This is a genomic window from Corallococcus sp. CA053C (genome assembly GCF_003611675.1).
Classification (GTDB): Bacteria; Myxococcota; Myxococcia; order Myxococcales; family Myxococcaceae; genus Corallococcus.
Window position 1 is genome coordinate 1 of record NZ_RAWA01000182.1, and the last position, 18,251, is coordinate 18,251.

At 69.0% G+C, this 18,251-nt stretch carries 15 protein-coding genes; 9 read left to right on the plus strand and 6 right to left on the minus strand.

The features are described from left to right. On the plus strand, positions 1–757 hold a 757-nt coding region (locus D7V97_RS23040), incomplete at its 5' end, for a metallophosphoesterase (RefSeq protein WP_233583112.1). Between the two features lie 20 nt (positions 758–777). On the opposite strand, the gene D7V97_RS23045 is transcribed toward D7V97_RS23040, so the two are convergent. Beyond that, positions 778–3,159, minus strand: coding sequence for a PAS domain-containing protein (locus tag D7V97_RS23045; protein ID WP_158623436.1), 2,382 nt, complete (start codon positions 3,157–3,159; stop codon positions 778–780). Positions 3,160–3,364: 205 nt separating this feature from the next. After that, the gene (locus D7V97_RS23050; protein WP_120612815.1) at positions 3,365–4,603 is read right to left on the minus strand and encodes a styrene monooxygenase/indole monooxygenase family protein; all 1,239 of its coding nucleotides are present in this window, start codon (positions 4,601–4,603) and stop codon (positions 3,365–3,367) included. 225 nt (positions 4,604–4,828) lie between these two features. Between D7V97_RS23050 and D7V97_RS45395 the strand changes: the two genes are divergently transcribed. The 8 genes from D7V97_RS45395 (at position 4,829) to D7V97_RS23090 (ending at position 12,015) form a co-directional block, all read left to right on the plus strand. Next, entirely contained in the window at positions 4,829–6,130 is a 1,302-nt protein-coding gene (locus D7V97_RS45395; protein ID WP_233583115.1) for a collagen-like protein, read from the plus strand. 71 nt (positions 6,131–6,201) lie between these two features. Then, on the plus strand, positions 6,202–7,002 hold the full coding sequence (locus D7V97_RS23060; RefSeq protein WP_120612816.1) for an endonuclease/exonuclease/phosphatase family protein: 801 nt from the start codon (positions 6,202–6,204) through the stop codon (positions 7,000–7,002). Positions 7,003–7,167: 165 nt separating this feature from the next. Further along, complete coding sequence (locus D7V97_RS23065; protein WP_233583114.1) at positions 7,168–7,881, plus strand: hypothetical protein; 714 nt, start codon at positions 7,168–7,170, stop codon at positions 7,879–7,881. Continuing rightward, a complete protein-coding gene (locus tag D7V97_RS45400; RefSeq protein WP_199728905.1) occupies positions 7,878–8,492 on the plus strand; it encodes a hypothetical protein in 615 nt (204 codons plus the stop codon). The genes D7V97_RS23065 and D7V97_RS45400 overlap by 4 nt, the downstream gene beginning before the upstream one ends. Then, the gene (hxsD, locus tag D7V97_RS23075; RefSeq protein WP_120612817.1) at positions 8,482–8,841 is read left to right on the plus strand and encodes a His-Xaa-Ser system protein HxsD; all 360 of its coding nucleotides are present in this window, start codon (positions 8,482–8,484) and stop codon (positions 8,839–8,841) included. Before D7V97_RS45400 ends, hxsD begins: the two co-directional genes overlap by 11 nt. Before the next feature lie 12 nt (positions 8,842–8,853). Continuing rightward, positions 8,854–10,296 carry a His-Xaa-Ser system radical SAM maturase HxsB gene (gene hxsB, locus D7V97_RS23080; RefSeq protein ID WP_120612818.1) on the plus strand — a complete coding sequence of 481 codons (1,443 nt, stop codon included), beginning with the start codon at positions 8,854–8,856 and terminating at the stop codon, positions 10,294–10,296. 3 nt (positions 10,297–10,299) lie between these two features. Next, complete coding sequence (gene hxsC / locus D7V97_RS23085; RefSeq protein ID WP_120612819.1) at positions 10,300–11,457, plus strand: His-Xaa-Ser system radical SAM maturase HxsC; 1,158 nt, start codon at positions 10,300–10,302, stop codon at positions 11,455–11,457. Between the two features lie 48 nt (positions 11,458–11,505). Then, a complete protein-coding gene (locus D7V97_RS23090; RefSeq protein ID WP_120612820.1) occupies positions 11,506–12,015 on the plus strand; it encodes a dual specificity protein phosphatase family protein in 510 nt (169 codons plus the stop codon). Positions 12,016–12,095: 80 nt separating this feature from the next. On the opposite strand, the gene D7V97_RS23095 is transcribed toward D7V97_RS23090, so the two are convergent. From D7V97_RS23095 to D7V97_RS23110, 4 genes are all read right to left on the minus strand, one after another. Continuing rightward, complete coding sequence (locus tag D7V97_RS23095) at positions 12,096–15,467, minus strand: DUF87 domain-containing protein (protein WP_120612821.1); 3,372 nt, start codon at positions 15,465–15,467, stop codon at positions 12,096–12,098. 22 nt (positions 15,468–15,489) lie between these two features. Then, positions 15,490–16,497 (minus strand): hypothetical protein, encoded by a 1,008-nt coding sequence (locus tag D7V97_RS23100; RefSeq protein ID WP_120612822.1) that lies wholly within the window; start codon positions 16,495–16,497, stop codon positions 15,490–15,492. Then, positions 16,475–17,689, minus strand: coding sequence for an endonuclease domain-containing protein (locus D7V97_RS23105; RefSeq protein ID WP_120612823.1), 1,215 nt, complete (start codon positions 17,687–17,689; stop codon positions 16,475–16,477). The genes D7V97_RS23100 and D7V97_RS23105 overlap by 23 nt, the downstream gene beginning before the upstream one ends. 140 nt (positions 17,690–17,829) lie before the next feature. Continuing rightward, the coding region (locus tag D7V97_RS23110; protein WP_147444940.1) for an MFS transporter at positions 17,830–18,251 on the minus strand (422 nt) is incomplete at its 5' end.

Sequence of the window (18,251 nt, forward strand, 5' to 3'; positions counted from 1 at the left end):
GGGAAGTGACGCGGTCCTCGGCTGGCCTCGCGTGCGCAGGCGGACCGTGCGCATCGAGGGGCTCGCGCCGACACTCGACGGCTACCGCATCGGGCAGCTCTCCGACGTGCACTGCGGCCCGCAGGTGCCCGAGGAGCGCGTGGCCGCCTGGGTCAAGCGCCTCAACGACCTGGACCTGGACCTGGTGACGGTGACCGGCGACCTCATCACCCACGGCCCGTCCCATGTCGAGGCCGTGGCGAGGGCGCTCGGAGGACTGCGCGCGAAGGATGGCGCCTTCGTCAGCATGGGCAACCACGACTACTTCACCGACGGCGAGCACCTGGTCCGCGAGCTGGAGCGCCACGGGCTGAGCGTGCTGCGCAACCGGGGCGTGGTGGTGGAGCGGGGCGGGGCGCGCCTCTACGTCGCGGGCGTGGACGACACCTGGACGTCGCGCCATGACCTTGCGCGGGCGCTGCGGGACAGGCCGGAGGGAGCCCCCACGGTGCTGCTCGCCCATGATCCGGACCTGTTCCCCCAGGCGCAGGCGCAGGGCGTGGAGCTGACGCTCTCCGGCCACACCCACGGGGGGCAGCTCGCCGTGCCGGGCGTCCGCCGCCTCTCGCTGGCGCGGTTCATCACGCGGTGGACCGCGGGGCTGTACCGGCAGGGCCGCTCCTGGCTGTACGTGAACCGGGGCGCCGGCACCACCGGACCGCCCGTGCGGCTGGGTGCCCCGGCGGAGCTGGCTGTCATTACATTGCGCCGGGCGTGAGGGCCTGCCCGCGGTGCGCTTCAGTGCGGGCCTGGGAGGCTGGGCAGCGTGAAGAAGAACGCGGCACCGTGGCCCGGCGGGCTCTCCACCCAGATGCGCCCGCTGTGGGCCTCCACCACGCCCTTGGCGATGGCGAGCCCCAGCCCGGCGCCCGCCTTGCGCGCGTGGACCGCCTGCCAGAAGCGGTCGAACACGTGGGGCAATGCCTGCTCATCGATGCCGGGCCCGGTGTCCACCACGCAGAAGCAGACATGGCCTTCGCGGCGCTCCGCCCTCAAGCCGATGTGGCCCCCGGGCGGCGTGAACTTGATGGCGTTGCCCACCAGGTTCTGGAAGACGCGCAGCATCCGCGCCCGGTCCGCGCGCACCCGCGGCAGGTCCGCCCCGAGCAACACCTCCAGGCGCAAGCCCTTCTCCGCCGCCAGCAGCTCGTTCAAGCCCTGCACCTCCACCAGCAGCCCGGGCACGTCCAGCGGCTCCAGGTCCAGCCCCGGGCGTCCCGACTCCACCCGCGCCACCTCCAGCAGGTCGTCGATGAGGCGGTCCATGTCGCCCACCACGATGCGGATCTTCCGCAGCGCCTCCTCGGCGCCATGGCTGACGTCCCCCTTGGCCAGATGCCGCTCCGCGCCGCTGCACAGCAGGGAGATGGTGTTGAGGGGCGCGCGCAGGTCGTGCGACACGATGCCCAGCGTCTCGTCACGCGCGGTGACGGCCAGCCGCGCGGTGCGATAGAGCCTCGCGTTCTCCAGCGCCAGCGCCGCCCGCCGCGCCAGCTCGCGCACCAGTGACACGCTCTCCGTCCCGTAGCGGGGGCCCGCGCGTCCGGACACCAGCACCAGCACGCCCATGGGTCGGTCCTGGATGATGAGCGGCACGGCCACCGCCGAGCCCACGGGGTGGCTGCCCTGGGACGATCCGGACAGGAGCACCGCCGACTCCCCGCGCAAGGCCTGGTCCACGGTCCGCCGCAGCGCGTCCGTGGAGCGCGGGGAGAACACCGCGCGCAGCGCGTCCTCCAGCTCCGTCGTGACCGCGGCGACCTCCGTGATGGCCTCCTCTCCGCAGGCGCCGCCCGGCGTGATGAGCGCGCAGCCGTCCGCGAGCGTGGGCACGGTGAGCTTCACCACGGCGCGGGACACCTCCCCCCAGTCGAGCGAGCGCGTGCTGGCGGCGCCCATCTCGGACAGGAAGCGGCTCCACAGCTCCGCCCTGCGCTGCACGGTGACGTCGCGGAAGTAGACGGAGAAGCCCTCCGGGGACGGGTACGCGACGACGCGCAACCACCGGTCCTCCATCGCCGAGGGCTGGTCCTCCTCCACCGGCACGTGCGCCTCCGTCGCCCGTTGCAGCAGGACCTCCATGGCGAGGCCCTGGGGCCCGGAGAAGACCTCCGTCAGCCGCCGACCCAGGAGGGCCTCGCGCAGGCGGCCGAAGTGGGCCTCCGCGTGCCGGTTCAGGTAGGTGAAGCGTCCCTCCCGGTCGAAGGCGGCGAAGCCGTCGGTGATGCGCTCGAGCACCGCGTTCATCCGCTCGCGCGCGGCTTCCGCCTCCTCGCGCGCGGCCTCCTCGCGCGCCAGGCGCCACAGCGCCTCCACGGCCTCGCGGCGGCCCGTGATGTCCTCGTGGGCCACCACCACCCGCAGCGGGCCTTGTGCGGCGAAGCGCGTGGCCCGCATCAGGAACCAGCGGTGTCTGCCATCGGGCTCATGGCAGGGGTACTCCAACAGGAACTGCTCGCTGCGGCCGGCGAGGATGTCGCGGATGCCCGCCGCGACGGCGGGGGCTTCGGTGGAGAACTCGCCCTTCGCGGCGTCCGTCACCCCCAGGTAGTCCGCGCCCACGCCGCACGGCCCCGGCTCGTCCGTGCAGCCGTTCTCGCGCGCGAAGCGCTTCCACGCGGCGTTGACCTCCAGGATGGCGCCGCGCCCGTCGAGGATGGCGATGTGCGTGGAGAGCGAGTCGAGCGTGGAGCGCAGGAACTGCTCCGACTCGTTCTGCGCCTGCTCCGCGTGTTTGCGGGCGCTGATGTCCCGGAAGAACACGGTGAGCCCCTGCGGGCAGGGGTAGGCCCGTACGTCGAACCAGGTCTCCAGCGGCGGGTAGAAGGCCTCGAACATGACGTTGACCTGGCCCGCGAGCGCCCGGCGGTACTCCCGTTCGAAGAGGGAGCCGAGCGAAGCGGGAAACTCCTTCCAGAGCTCGCGGTCGAGGAGGTCCGAGCGCGGGCGTCGCAACAGGCGCTCGGCGTGCGCGTTGAGATAGGTGAAGCGCCAGGAGCGGTCGAGCGAGAAGACCGCATCCGAGATGCGCTCCAGGGTGTCGAGGGCATGGATGGCTTCGCCCTCGGCGATGGTCACCGGCTCCCCGGTGCTCCGCTCCTGGCCCGGTTGCGAGACCATCTTCCACCTCCGTCCATCCACCTGTCGGCCTGACGGCGGGCGCATTGCCCGCTTCCCCATGAGCACCCTCCGAAGAAAGAACCCTTGGATGAAGTATGCGTCCCGCTTCTCGGCGAAACCCCACGCGTCCGCCCGTGACGCCCCCCTGCCCGAAGGCCGGACCGGAGCGCGGAAGCCACGACGCTTTGTTGCCCGCAGGCCCGGGCTAGGCGGCGGTCGCCTGGCGGATGCGGGCCTCGGTCTCCGCCGGGCTGGCAATCCAGGGCCAGAAGCGCTGCGGGTCGCCGAAGTTGTCGAAGAAGGTGTCGCCCAGCGACGGCACCTGCGAGGCAGCGCCGAGGTATTGCATCACGTGCGGCGGAGGCGGCTGGAGCAGCATGTTCGTGAACCCGGTGATGTACTGACCCTCCGTGTTCCAGAAGTGCTCGAAGGTCTGCTCCATCCACTCGGGGGTGAAGGGCTGGTCTCCGTGCGCGAGGATGGCCTGGGTCACGCCGTGGGCCTGCTTGGCCGCGCTGTTGAGGCCCTGGCCCGCGATGGGGTCATTGAGCATGACGACGTCCCCCAGCCCCATCACGGCCCGGCCCGAGGGGAGTCGGCCCACGGGCTTGCGCACCGTGGGTGTGAACGCGCCGGTGAGCCAGGAGGACTCGTCCACGATGGTGGCGTCCTTCAGCCGGTCCTCCACCCACGGCGAGAAGTCGTGCATGACTTCCTTCATCCGCGCCATCGCGTCCCGGGCGGTGGTGAGGCCGCGGAAGCGGTCCAGGCCCTGACCGGGGATGGCTTCCAGCAGGATGCAGTGCAGGGGGCCGCGGATGCGGTCGAAGTACGGCATGGAGAAGTACTCGCCGTGGCCCGCGGTCAGGACGAACTTGAGCGCGGGGTAGGGCGTCTCGTGCAGCGGCTTCATGCCGGTGACGATCATCGCCATGAGGTTGCGCTGGGGCTGCGTGTGGGGGCTGCGTCCGGCGTCCCGCTCGAACAGCGGGATGAAGCTGTTGCGGCCCGCCGTCACGAGCACCAGGTCATGCCGGGGGGCGAGCGCCTCCAGGGCCTCCACATCCACGTCGCGCACCACCACGGTGCCGCCGCGCCGCTCGAACTCCGCGAGCCAGCGCGAGTACTTGGCCCGCAGGTCCACGGCCTTGCCCGCGTTGAGGATGCGCCCCTGCACGCGGAGCCCGCGCTGCCCGGGGGCCATGCAGATGTCCAGGTCGCCGCCCTGGGCGTACTCCCCGGGGCCCGTCCAGAAGTCGAGCCCCAGCTCCTGCTCGTAACGGTAGGCGCGACCGAAGAGATAGGTGGTGGCGGCGAGTCGGGCGTTGAAGATCTGCTCGGGTGTGCGGTCCGAATAGACAGTGACGGCGTAGCCTTTCGCGAGCAGGCCAAAGGCAAGCTGCAGGCCCGCCTGGCCCGCTCCAATGATGCCGATGTTCCTCATGGTCCCCCTGGGGTGCTGCGTGGGTGTGTCGCTCCCCATGACATACGCAGCGGAGGGGCGGTCCTGGCAACTCGTGGGACGCGGGGTGCCGGCCAACCTACACTCCCACCTCCCTGTCGGAGTGCTGGCCCTTGGCGCGCCAGGGTGAGGGGAGGGTTGCGGGGGCCTCTCTGCTCACGCGGTGGCGCTTCTTGTAGAACGGGCCTCCTTGCCTGGAGTACTCCCGTGAAGCTGAAAGCCACCACCTTTCCCGCTGTCTTCCTTTGCCTTCTTGTCGCCTGCACGGACGCCTCCACGGGCCTCCAGGGAGAGCCCGGGGCCACGGGCCCCGTGGGGCCAGCCGGAGCCCCGGGCGCGAAGGGTGACACGGGCGCGAAGGGAGACCTCGGGCCCACGGGCCTTCCCGGCGCGAAGGGAGACCTCGGGCCCACGGGTCTTCCCGGCGTGAAGGGCGACAAGGGCGACACGGGTGCGAAGGGCGACACGGGTGCGAAGGGCGACCCGGGCCTCATGGGACCCGCGGGCGTGATGTACGTGCGCACGAAGGTGGTGAGCCCCGGGGCCACGGACGTGGAGAGCGGCACCGCCCTGCGAGCCGCCATCGATGGCATCACCGACGGCGCGGCCTGGCGCGTGAAGCTGGAGCCGGGAACCTATGATTTGGGCGGCACGGCGCTGCAGCTCAAGGCGGGCATCTCGCTGGAGGGCTCGGGCGCGGAGGTCACCTTCGTGCGCTCCAGCGTCGGCGGAACCTCCACCGGCACGCTGGTGGGTGTCTCGGGTGCGGTGGTGAGCGCGCTCACGGTGCAGAACGTGGGTGGGAACGGCTCCGCCATCGCCCTCTACAGCGAGGGGGAGACCTTCACCTTCCACGACCTCGTCGCCACCGCGCAGGGCGGCGCCGCCGACGCCTTCACCATCTACTTGAAGGGGGCGAAGGGCACGTTCCAGCGCGTGCGCAGCACGTCGGTCAGCAGCGGCTACGCCAACGCCTTCCGCTGCCGTGACTGCACGGCCCGCCTGCATGAAATCCAGGCCGAGGCGCGAGGCGGGACGCAGAGCGTCGGCATCTACACGGCCTTCGGCGACGTCGTCCTGCACGACGTGAACGCGAGCGCGATGGGCGCCACCGACAACTGGGGCGTCTACACGGATGGGAACATATCGCTCGTCGACGTCGAGGCGCTGGGCAGCGGCGGCACCAACGCCACGGGCTTCTTCGTGGGCGAGGGCAATGCGACCGTGCGCGACAGCGTCCTCAGGGCCACGGGCGCGACGACGGCCAACGAGGGCCTCTCGTCGTACACGGACTTCGCGCAGTACAGCGCCTTCCGCACCGTCAAAGTCCACCACTCCGTCCTGGAGGGGGGCTCGGCCAGCGTCTACCGCGCGCGCTATGTCGACATGCGCATCGCCGGCTCACAGCTCGCGGGCCCCGTCACGCAGCGAACCAACACCGCGGGCACCGGCACCTTCGCGTGCGTGGGCGTCTACAGCGACGCCTTCGGCCCCGATGTCTGCCCTTGATCGTCCTGGCTGCCCGCGAGGCCCGATGACGGATGCCGCGCGGGACGTCCGCGAGGGGTAGTCTGTGCGGCATGCCGCTGAAGGTGATGACGCTCAACATCCTGATGGGAGGCGAGGAGCGGATGCCGCAGCTCCTGGCCCTCATCGCCCGCGAGAACCCGGACGTGCTCGCGCTGCAGGAGTGCCTGGGCTGGGAGGACGGCGAGCGGCTCGGGCAGGTCGCCGCCGCGCTGAACCTCCCCGCCACCGAGGCTCACGTGCGGCTGGGCACCGCCCGCCCGCGCTCCAGTGGCCGCCGCTACCACGTCGCCGTCGTGAGCCGCCTGCCCCTGCGCTCGTCCCGCGACCACGCCAACCCCCACTTCATCGGCCACTGCCTCCTCGAGTGCGAGCTGGAGACAGGCGCGGAGCCATTGACCGTCTTCGCGGCCCACTTCGACTCCCACCATGAAAACCTGCGCTTCGTGGAGGCGCGCTACCTGCGCTCGCTGCTCGAGCCCAAGGTGTTTGGCGAGCGGGACTTCCTGTTGGCCGGGGACCTCAACTCCCTGTCGCGCGCGGATCCCTACCCTGGGGACTTCGCCGACCGCGTCCGCCGCGGACGGGTGGACAAGTACGGCCACCCGCCCCGCTTCGACGTCATCGATGACCTGGAGGGCTTCGGCTGGAAGGACACGCTGCGCCTCAAGCCCACTTCGGCCCGGTGGGTGACCGCCCGGCGCGAGCGTGATGGGGGAGAGGCCGTCGACTTCCGCACGGACTACCTCTTCGCCTCGCCCTCCCTGGCCCGAAGGCTCCTCGGGGCCGAGGTGGTCGACGTCGGCACGGCCTCTGATCACCACGCCCTGACGGCGACCTTCACCGGGGCGTGAGGAGGCTCCCTCTTTCGGGGGATGTCCACCCGGGACGCGCTCCGGCATGCTTCCTCCCTCGGATATGGCAATCATTCGCAGGTGACCATGGACAGGCGAAGCAGGCAGGGAGGCAGCGCTACCGGGGCTTGGGCAAAGGTGTGTCCCCGAGGATGGGCCGCCCTGATGGGGGTGGTGGTCCTCCTCACGGGTCCCCTGGCGTTGGGCGCCGGGCCAGACTCCTGGGCGCCGCAATCCAAGCCCTGTGTCACCGGGAATTGCCGCTGGAAGGCCGCCCGCGAGGAGCAGGAGGCCGCGGAGCAGCGGCGGGCGCAGACTCGCGAGGCGCTGATGAAGGCGCTGACGCCTCCTACGCGCGCCGGGGAACCCACCAGTGTCTGGTTGCGACGCGTGGAGGAGGTCCTCGCGCGCGCCGAGGAGGCCAGGAAGGTCTCCGGGGACCGGGAGCTGGCGGCGCGAGCACTTGATGCGACCGCCTGGGCTGGGGAGGAGCGCCGGAAGATCGCCCTGGTGGGCGCGGAACGGGCCGTGGTCCTTCAACTGCTCTCCTTCTCGACGGCCCCCGCCGCGCGGATCCTCACCCATGAGACGGATTCGGTGGCGCTCCACTGCGCGATGGAGGGCGAGCGCTGCGTGGGGGTCTATCTGGTCGGCATGAGCAAGGATCACCGTGTGCTCAATGCCCCTGCCCAGGCAGAGGAGACGGTGGCCCTCCTTGCCCAGGCACTGGGACAGCCCGTCCCGCTTCCCGCCCCTCCCGCGAGGAGCGGCGGCAAGGCGCCCACGTCGTCGACCTGGACGGTGGGCGAGGTGCCCATCGTCGCCCGGTGGCGGAACACGGACCTGATGGAACTGCGCGTGGGAGAGGTGAAGCCATGACGTCGAAACCGCCGGGATTGCTCTCCATCGGCTCCGCGCTGCTCGCGTTGCTCGGAGGCGCCGCGCCTTCCGGGCTCCTCGTCCCCGGCGCGGAGGCTGCGTCCTCGGGGGGCCCGCCCGGGCGGCGGGAGGACGAGGACTCCCATCACGAACTCCTCCTGGTGGAGCCTTCCTCCGGTCCTCCGGTCCTGCTCGCGGGACATCGCTCACACCGCTCCCATTCGTCGCACCGCAGCCACTACTCCAGCAGCGGTGGAGGCTCCCGTGGCGGCTACGTCCCCTCCTACGAGCCGCCCGCCCCGCCTAGGGCCACGGTCCCCAGTCCTCCTCCCGCCCGGCGGCCCGACAAGGCCCCTGCGCCCGAGGTCGAAGAGACGATGACGCGCGAGCCCCCAGCCCAAGCGCCACCGACCGCGCGCGTCTCGTTCGTGGCGTTCCCGGGGGGCCGCATCTTCGTGGACGACAAGGCCGTGGGACAGGATGTGTCCGGCGCCATGGAGCTGACCGCGGGGACGCACGTCGTGCGCGTGGAGAATCGCTTCCTCGGGCAGATCACGGTCGAGGTCGACCTGCTCGAAGGACAGACCGGCGAGGTGAAAATTGAGTGGTAGTCCTTCCGAACCGCCTCGCGAGGACGCGCCCCCCGTCTTCCAGGAGGGCTGCGTCCGCCTCACGCTCGACCTGCGCGTGTATCGCCTCTCCGCCGTGCAGAAGGCCAGCTACCGCTTCGCGGAGCGCTTCACGGCCATCCTGGGCGCACCGGAGGGACACCGCCTCTCCGTCCAATGTCTCTTCCGCGAGGGCACGCGCGAGTCGGAGGCGCTCGACGCCGTCCGATGCTTCTTCCAGGAGCTGCTGGACCAGGAGCTGCGCGAGCAGGTGGGGGATGAGACCCGTGCCATCCGGGCTTTGATCATCGCCCAGGCCTTTTCGCGGACCGACCTCATCCGGCGGGACTGAACGGGGGCCCCCATGTTCCAGGAACGCACGGCCTTCAAGCCCGACCCCGACTACCGGCTCACCCCCTTCCGGTTCACCCCGCTGGATGGCGCCCGGTATGTCCTGACCAACGACGTGGGAGAACACCTGGTGCTCGCCCGCGAGCACCTCGTCGCCTTCATCCAACGCAAGCTGTCGCCGGACTCCACGCTGTACAAGGCGCTCAAGTCCCGGCACTTCATGTTCGACGGACAATCGCGGGTGGCGCTGGACCTGCTGGCGCTCAAGTACCGGACCCGGGCCGAGCAACTCGCGGCCTTCACGGGACTGCACATCTTCGTGGTCACCCTGCGCTGTGACCACTCCTGCCAGTACTGCCAGGTGTCGCGGCAGGTGGAGGACCGGACCCGTTTTGACATGACCCGGGAGCATGCCGACCAGGCCCTGGCGCTGACGTTCCGGAGCCCGTCGCCCGCGCTCAAGATTGAGTTCCAGGGCGGAGAGCCGCTGCTCAACTTCGGCCTGATCCGCCACATCGTCGAGCGCGCCCTGGAGTTGAACCGGACGCAGCAAAGGAACCTCCAGTTCGTCATCGCGACCAACCTGTCCCGGCTGTCGGACGAGATGCTGTCGTTCTGCCGGGAGCACGGCATCTTCCTCTCCACGTCGCTCGACGGTCCCGAGTCTCTGCACAATGCCCAGCGCCCGGTCCGCGGAGGCGACAGCCACCAGCGGACGGTGGAGGGGATCCGCCGCGCGCGGGAAGCCCTGGGCACCGAGGCCGTCTCCGCCCTCATGACCACCACCCAGGCCAGCCTGGAGCGGGTGGAGGAGATCATCGACGAGTACGTGCGACTCGGCTTCCACGGCATCTTCCTGCGCAACCTGAGCCCCTATGGCTTCGCGGTCCGGCGCAAGGCGTCCCGTGACTATGACGTCGACACGTGGGTCGACTTCTACAAGCGGGGGCTCACACACATCCTGAAGCTCAACGCGCAGGGATATGCGCTGCGCGAGGAGTTCACGAGCATCCTCCTCCAGAAGCTCTTCGCGCCCCGAGGCTCGAACTACGTCGACCTCCAGTCGCCCGCGGGCCTGGGCATCGGCGCGCTTGTCTACAACTATGACGGCTACGTCTACGCCTCGGACGAGGGCCGGATGCTGGCCGAGATGGGTGACCTCTCCTTTCGGTTGGGCCACGTCGCGCGGGACGACCACGCGGCCCTCCTGACATCGGAGACGCTGCTGACCCACTTGAGCGACACGATGCCGGAGGGCGCGCCCATGTGCAGTGACTGCGCCTTCCTCCCCCTCTGTGGCGCAGACCCCGTCTTCCACCGGGCGACGCAGGGGGATGCCGTAGGTCACAAGGCCTTCAGCGCCTTCTGCAAGAAGCAGATGGCGGTCCTGCGGCACATAGTCACGCTGCTGGAGGATGAACCGTCGGCTCGCGAGACGCTGCTCGGGTGGCTGTGAGCCATGATGCCAAGCCTCTCCATGCCGGGCCTGCGCGCCCTGTCTGCCTCCTCCGCCCGTCCCTTCATTGGACGGATCCGTGAGCATCCCGCACCCGCGGCATGCGGAGGGGCGCCGGAGATCCTCCTCGTCCGCCCGCCCACTCAATCGCTGCCGCCGGGCTTTCGCGCGTACCTGCTGGCGGAACCGTCCACGGGCGTGAGCGTCCCGGACGCCTATGTCCTGCCGCCCGGCCTCCAGCCGCTCGCGGAAGGGGACGTGGTGCGCGTGGAGCCCTCGACAGGGAGGTTGAGCGTGCTTTACCGGAGGGCCTCCCTCTCCAACAGCCTGCTCGTCACGGAGCGCTGCGACAACTATTGCCTGATGTGTTCGCAGCCCCCTCGCAAGCAGGATGACTCCTGGTTGCTGGACGAGCTGATGGAACTCATCCCGCTCATCTCCCCCGACACGCGCGAGCTGGGCATCACGGGCGGGGAGCCCGGCCTGCTGGGAGTCCGCCTCCTCCAACTCGTCGAGCAACTGAAGATGCACCTGCCTGGGACGGCCATCCACATGCTCTCCAATGGCCGGAGCTTCTCGGAGGAGGACTTCGCCCGGAGGCTTGCGCGGATCCGTCATCCGGACCTGATGGTGGGCATTCCGCTGTACTCCGACCTGCCGGAGGAGCACGACCATGTCGTGCAGGCCCGGGGGGCGTACGACGAAACCGTTCGCGGCATCCTGAACCTGAAGCGCTCGGGCGTGCGGGTGGAGCTCCGGGTCGTCATCCACGCCTTCACCCATGAGCGCCTGCCGGAACTCGCGCGCTTCATCGCCCGGAACCTGCTCTTCGTGGACCACGTCGCGTTGATGGGGCTGGAGTTGATGGGGTTCGCGAAGACGAACCTGCCGCGGCTCTGGGTGGATCCGCTCGACTACCAGGAACCGCTCCGCGAGGCGGTCCGGGTCATGAACCGCGCGGGGCTCAGCACCTCCCTCTACAACCATCCCCTCTGCGTGCTCCCCGCCGACCTCCACGCCTTCGCGCGCAAGAGCATCTCCGACTGGAAGAATGTCTACTTCCCGGAGTGCGAGGGCTGCTCCCTGCGAGAGGCCTGCGGCGGGTTCTTCGCCTCGTCGGCCCTCAAGCGCAGTCGGGGAATTGCCCCTGTTCTCCCGTAAGTCTTCTGCCGCGCTGCATCGTTCGATCCGCTTGAGGTGAGGTCTTCAATGGTTGAGATATGGCCGGGCCTGAACATCGGGAGTGAGAGCGACTACGAGCAGAAAGTCAGGCATCTTGATGGATGGAGCGTCGTGCATGCCTGCAAGGACCCCTATCACCGGCAGGCACTGGGATACTCCGGGCGGGGGGCGCCCAAGGAGCACCCCGAGTATTTGATAGCGCGGAGGAACAACCGGCTGATCTTGAACCTTGTCGACGTCGCGGATCCGGCATTCATCCCGAAAGAGTGTGTTGATGCCGCGATTGACTTCACGAGCGAGGCGCTGACGGGTGGGCGCAAGGTGTTGATTCACTGCAATCAGGGAGGCTCGCGTGCGCCTTCGATTGGGCTGCTCTATCTGATTGCACGAACCCCTTGTATTGGGGCGCAGTCATTCGTTGATGCAGAGGCTGAATTCCGAGCGCTCTATCCCGCGTACGCTCCTGCTCGAGGCGTGCAGGAGTTCGCCCGGCAGCGCTTCCTTGAGTACCGCGCCTTGAACTCCAACAACCGCTAGCTCGTGGCCTCGGAGCTGATGCTGGACGGAGGCGGTGGGCGTCCCTCGCTCCTGGGACGCTCACCGCCTTGTGCTGGGACTCAATCCACCTGTTCGGGGGCCCGTTCGTCTGGAACGCCCTGCTCGCGCGAGTGGTGCGCGAGCTGGAGGATTTCGTCCTCGGAAAGTTGATCTGTCTTGATGATGTTCCGGTCCGCCTTGAGCTGCTCCACCTGGCCGTCGCGCAGGACGTGGAACTGGCCCATCTTCTGCGCGGGCAGCCGGGTGGCCGCGTCGATGCGGGCTTCCGAGAACATGGGCTTGAGCTTGTTCAGGGCCCTGTCTTCCTTCACGCGTCCCACGAACCAGGTGCGCACGTTCTCGCGGCACTTGTAGTCGAAGTCACCCGGACTCTGCGTCGCGAGCATCACTCCGATTCCGGCGGAGCGCGCGCGCTTCAGCAGGTTCTCCATGGGCTGCTTGGTCGCGGGGATGCCCACGGCGGGTAGATACAGGTCGGCCTCGTCGAACATGAGGACGGCCTGGAGCTTGGGGGACGGGTGCTGGCTGGCCCAGCGATTGGCCTCCACGAGCAACTGAGACACCCAGAAGAGCGAGCCCTGCGTCCCGCCCAGGAACTTGGTGCTGATGATGCTCAGGCGGGTGCGACCCGGAATCCGTGAGCTTCCACGCCCGAGCAGCTCTTCCATGTCCAGCTTCTCCCCCTGGCTGGCCAGGAGGGTCCGGGTGTTGAGCCGCAGCGTCGCCAGGTCCTGGGCGAGCTTGGGGAACACCTTGAGGTCCAGCCCGCTGGTCTCCTGGACGAGCGTGAGGTCCTGGGACGCGATGAACTTCTGGAGCAGGTCGAGCGTCAGCTCCTGCCCGATGGGGCGCTCCACCAGCAGGCGCAGCGCCTGGGCCAGCAGCGCCTTCGCCGCGCGGTCCTTCGGGCTGTTGCGGTATTCGAGCATGCTCGCGATGGCGTCCGCGGCCTGTTGCACGCTCTGGTCGCGTTCCTCGGGAGGCAGTGATTCGAGGCCCCTGGGAACGACGGGAATGGCCAGCGGGCGTCCGTCGGAACGTCCGGGGGTGTAGAGCGCGATGTCCACGCGCTCTCGCAGGAGACGGCGACGCTCCTCCAGCGCGGGGTCCTTCAGCTCCTCCTGCCAGGCCTCGTCGCGCGCGTAGGCGGCGAGGTCCCCCTTGCGGTCGACGAGCAGCGCCGGGATGCCTTGCAGCAGCAGTTGCTCAATGAGGTTCAAGGCGAGGGTCGTCTTGCCGCTGCCCGAACCGCCCAGGAATGCGCTGTGCTTCGTCAGTTCATCGAGCTGGATGGACACCGGCTGGGTGAAGACGCCCTCGGAGTTGCCGATCCGCATCGCGCTCGGCTTCACGTCGCTCCGGGGCTTGGGGTCGGGGGCCTGCTGTTGCTTGACCTCAACGGGAGTCTTCGTGCGGTCGGAGCGCTTCCCTACCAGGGGCTGGCTCATGGCCCTGAACCGATGACCATCCAGTCCTATCTCGGCCCGCGAGTCATCCTCCGAAGTTGCTGGCTCCTGAGCTTCGGAGAGCTCCTGCGCTATCAGGGGGTCAGCCCGACGTGCGCTTTCAGAAGTCGTACTCCGGCGTTCTCCCTGGATTGGCTTCGCGCTCTTCGGGCTTTCACGAGCAGGGTCAGGTGAGAGGGGGGGCTTCTCCAATGCAAGCACATCCGTGATGGCTTTCAGCCGGGTGATGGGACGTGTGGCGCGGCTCCACTCTCGAAACTCGTTCTCCGGGTGCTCTTTCTGGAAGGATTGCAGGGCGACCACCTCGCGCAGGTCACTGTCACTGACCACTGCCCGTCTTCCCCCTTTTACAAGCAGTGCTCCCACCTGCTCTCCGACGAGGCCCGTTGGATTGCCCGGAAACTCCGTGGTGCGGATGATCACCGGCGTCTTCTTGACCGCTGCTTTGAGTGCCTCGGCCATCTGCCGGCCAAGGCCTCCTCCTCGTGGCGAGCGGTTGCACAGCGCAACCAGGAGCGCTCGCTCGTCGGCCTTGAGCGTGATTTCCAGCGAAGCCTCCGAGTAGGGCTTGACCTTGAACCCGGCTGGAGCGCCTAGTTCGTTGCCCCCGGCTTGGAGTGCCCATGCCAGCAGGCCAAGGATCTCCGAGTCCTTCTCCGGAACGGAGCCATTGAACTTCGCGCGGAAGTCCGTCCACTTTTGATCCATGGCGGCGAGTTGCGCCTCCCTGGCATCTTCGGGTCCCTTGTCTCTTTCGCCCCCGGGCAATTGAAGTTGAGCGGGCAGCTTGCCTTCCTGGATGGCCCGTTCGCGATAGCGATGGCACGCATTGAGCGCGTCCCGGGTGCGAAGACCGCTGAATCGCTCAATCTCATGGCGAGGGATGGGATAGGTCGGATCCTCGGGATCCATTGTAGCCCCATGTGCCTTGTAGAGGACGCACAGGCGCTGTGCGACCATGTCGCGCGCGGTCTGCTCGCTGAGCAGGTGGTCCAAGGTGATGGGGGGCGGATCATTCTCGATGCGGTCGAGCATGGCCTGTGTGAGTTGCTTCCTCATCGACGTCCAGAAGTCTGACAGACAGCAGACGACGACGACCGCCGAAGGAACGTTGCCTGCAAACGCTGCAAGGCTGTTGATCGCTCGCCGGAACGAGGGCTCCATGCGGGGGTTCCTTTCGAAGTCGCTGATGTCCTCGACTTGATCGACACAGAGCACCAATGCCTGCCCCATGGCCCCCATGAGGTTTCCCAGATGGGTCAGCATTCGAATGGGATCGTTGTCCGCGGTTCGCGGCACGATCTCGCCCAGAACAATGCGGTCCGCAGGCGCCATGTCCTCACAGCGCAGCCACTGGAGAACACGGTGGTGGTATCTGGCTTCGCGGCGTTGGAGGTAGATGAGGGCGCGAAGCAGTTGGACATCAATCTGGCGGAACTTCGCGTTTTCATGGAGCTCATCCGCGAGAGCGCGAATCATGTCATGGAGTTCGTGCTCCTCAAGAATGCCCTCGTCATGAATGAGGGGTTCAAAGGCACTCCTACAGTGCTTCATGAGCGCATTGGATAGCCGGGTCAAACCCGTATCTTCGCCCGAGTTGATGTCGTAGGTCCGATCCAGGGTGTCGATGAAATTCGACAGGATGTAGCGGTCATAGCTTGAGGCATCCACTGTCATTGGCAGGTAGCCCACATAGCCACGCCCTTGCGTGTGCACGCTGTTGCGGAAGGCGCGCACCAGATGTGTCTTGCCGCTGCCGGACTCTCCTCGGAGGAGCAGGAGCTTCCCGGACTCGGCACCTGTGGTGGCACGTTTCACCAGTCGCTCGAAGACGCGACGGGCGGGCACGTTGATGGACTCGACATCGAACGGGTCCGGCTTCCAGAAGGACTGGGCCTGCTGGATGCTGGCGAAGACTTCGGGACCGTCGGCCAGGAATGCTTCGAGACGGGTGTCGGTGGGCATGGGGGCTCCTGGTGTGGTCGGACTAGACGACGACGAAGTGGAATGTGGCGCCGTAGAAGCGCACTTCGGATTCGGCCACGTCGGCCGGGTTCATGACCGACACGAGGTCCGCGCGGGTGAGGGACAGGTGGCGTTTGCGGTTGGCTTCGAGCAGTGCCGTGTCGAAGGCGTCTCGGCTTGCCCACTCCGGCTGCATGGCCTTCCACACGTGGGAGATGAAGACCTTGTCGTCTCCAAACCGCCCCGTAGGCAGGGCCCTCGCCACCTTCAGCACGCGCTTCGCGAACGAAGCTGTATCCGTGGACACGGGCTCCACCTTCGCCTCCACGTGCGCAGGCTCCGCAGGCTTCGCCGGACCCTCCGCCAGCACCCACTCCCTCAGCGCCGCCAGCCGCACCACCTCCGCGTCCACCCGCGATGCGCCCACGGTGCGCGCGGCCAGTTGCTCCAGGCCCCGCTTGGGGTCGCTGACCTCCTGCTCCAGGAGCTTCCCCAGCAGGTGTGCCTGCACCGCTCGCAGCGAGAACGCCTCGTCCGTGTCCACGCCCAACTGCCGCCACAGGAGCCGATCCCTCACCTGCGCCAGCGTGGGCGTCTCCGGCCCCTCCACCTGGTGCGCCCGCTTGAGCAACAGCGCCCGCACGCCGTCCGCTCCCGCGAGCCGCCCCAGCGCTGACTTGGAGGCCGGCAGGCCCAGGCCCTTCGCCAGCAGGTGCTGCTGCTTCACCCGCTTCCACGTCAGCCCCTTGGGCGAATCCACCCGCAGGAACTTCAGCGCCCGCTGACGGCCCGGTCCCGTCAACGCCAGCGCCGTGCGGGCCCGCTTCTCCACGAGCCTGCCCTCCAGCAATCCCTCCAGCAGCGCCTCGAACCGCTCGGTCCACTCCCCCCGGCTCCAGCGGTGCTCCACGAAGGCATGCAGCGTCTTCGCCAATTCATTGCGCGTGCCGGGCTTCTTCTCCGGACGCGTCGCCAGCCAGGCCAGGGCCAGCCCCTGGAGTCGGGTGTCAGGATTTTCGGTGGTGTCCATGTCGTGGCTCCCGCCCGGTCAGCTCGCGCTTCCGGGCTTCAATCAACGTGTCAAGCGTGTGGAGGATGTCTTCCAGCCGGGCCAGCACGTCCGTCGCGAGCAGCCGGTACACCCAGTAGCCCGCGCGCTGGAGGTCCAGGTCCTTGCGCCGGTCGCGGCGGAAGCGCTCCGGGTCCTGGAAGTGAAAGTGGCCGTCGATCTCCACGGCGATGCGCAGCTCCCGGCTGAGGAAGTCCACCTCCCACGGCCGCGGGCCTCCCGTGTCCAGGCGGACGTTGAGCTCGAAGACGCCCGCCGTCGCCGCGTGCTCCTCCAACCGGTCGCGCAGGTAGGCCTCCGCCTTGCTCCGCGCCCGGTCCGCGGACGCGTCGCCCGCGCCCGTGAGCACCTCCAGCGCCAGCTCCGCGGCACTCACCCGCTGCGCCTCGGGCGCCCCGGTGCGCTCCAGCTTGCGGAGCGTCTCCACCGCCCCCTCGGACCCCGTCACTCCCGGCACCTCCAACCGGCCCTCGCGCACCAGCGCCTTCAGCCGCGTCTCCTCGCCGCCCAGGAACACCGCCAGCGCCTCGGGCCCCACCGCGCACGCCACCGCGAGCGCCGGCACCGCGTTGCACAGCATCCCCGCCACGTGCAGCCCCCGGAACGACGGCGCCACCCCCGACGGCACCCGCACCACCGGCGCGCGTCCGGGCGGCAGCAGCGCGTGCAGGGCCCGCAGGCCCGCGCCCACGTTCTTCGCCAGCGCCACGCGCACCGCGTCCGGCAGCGCCCCCGGTGCCGTCGCCTCCCTCCCGATGACGAGCGCGCGGCACAGCGCCCACGTCGCCTCCGGCAGGGCGGGCGGAGGCAAGCCCTCCAGCAGCACGCGCCGCTCGTGCGCTGTCTTTCCCGTGAACACCGGCGTGTGTCTGGGATTCGCCGCCGTCAGGCTGAACGTCGCCAGCGCTTCCGCGTCCGCCCCCAGGTCCCGGGTCGCCGCCAGCGCCCGGGCCCAGCCCAGCGCCGCCGCGGGCAGGTCCTCACCGGAGACCTCCACCACCCCCAGCCCGTGCCGCGCGGCCCACTGGCCCCAGAGGGCGCTCGCGACGTCAGGCGGGCCTTCCAGCACGCTCAGCGTCGCAATGCCTTCCCTCCGGCGCCGCGCGTGCCGGTCCAACGCATCCAGCAGCGCGACCTCTCCCGCCAATGGCAAGCCCGCTCCCCCGGCAGTGGTAGCGCTTCACCACCCCCTGTGCGCGCAAAGCCTGCTCCCATGGGTCGGGTGCTGACAAGACCCCCAAAAGGGGTAGGGCCCCCCGGGAAGAGAGGGACCCGGGTGGGTCTGGGAAGGCTTTAGCGGGCCTTCTCTTCCAACGACTCCCGACTCAGGAGCATCCCCAACCCCGCCGCAGCGAGCGCGGAAACCATCCCCGTCAAGAAGGGGGCCTGGGTCCCCAGGGACGCATACATCCAACCGCTCGCCACCGGCCCCACCGTGCGCGCGAGCCCTCCGCAGGACTGCGCCAATCCCAGCACCGCGCCCTGCTGCGATGGCGCGGCGGTCTGCGACGCGAGGCTGGAGATCAACGGCTGCAGGAACCCCATCCCCGCGCCCACCAGCACCACGGAGGCCATCATCGGAATCGCCTGTTGCGACACCGCGAGCCCGACCATGCCAGACGCCAGGAGCAGCGCGCCGGTGATGAGCAGCCGGAACTCGCCCACCGCGCGCGCCAGCGGCCCAATCAACCCGCCCTGGATGATGACCCCCAGCC

Bases quoted from the DNA above. Each gene is read 5' to 3' on its own strand.
- D7V97_RS23045 (WP_158623436.1), bottom strand. From the start codon at position 3,159: ATGGTCTCGCAACCGGGCCAGGAGCGGAGCACCGGGGAGCCGGTGACC.
- D7V97_RS23060 (WP_120612816.1), top strand. From the start codon at position 6,202: ATGCCGCTGAAGGTGATGACGCTCAACATCCTGATGGGAGGCGAGGAG.
- hxsB (WP_120612818.1), top strand. From the start codon at position 8,854: ATGTTCCAGGAACGCACGGCCTTCAAGCCCGACCCCGACTACCGGCTC.
- D7V97_RS23100 (WP_120612822.1), bottom strand. From the start codon at position 16,497: ATGGACACCACCGAAAATCCTGACACCCGACTCCAGGGGCTGGCCCTG.
- hxsC (WP_120612819.1), top strand. From the start codon at position 10,300: ATGATGCCAAGCCTCTCCATGCCGGGCCTGCGCGCCCTGTCTGCCTCC.
- D7V97_RS23095 (WP_120612821.1), bottom strand. From the start codon at position 15,467: ATGCCCACCGACACCCGTCTCGAAGCATTCCTGGCCGACGGTCCCGAA.
- D7V97_RS45400 (WP_199728905.1), top strand. From the start codon at position 7,878: ATGACGTCGAAACCGCCGGGATTGCTCTCCATCGGCTCCGCGCTGCTC.
- D7V97_RS23090 (WP_120612820.1), top strand. From the start codon at position 11,506: ATGGTTGAGATATGGCCGGGCCTGAACATCGGGAGTGAGAGCGACTAC.
- D7V97_RS23050 (WP_120612815.1), bottom strand. From the start codon at position 4,603: ATGAGGAACATCGGCATCATTGGAGCGGGCCAGGCGGGCCTGCAGCTT.
- D7V97_RS23065 (WP_233583114.1), top strand. From the start codon at position 7,168: ATGGGGGTGGTGGTCCTCCTCACGGGTCCCCTGGCGTTGGGCGCCGGG.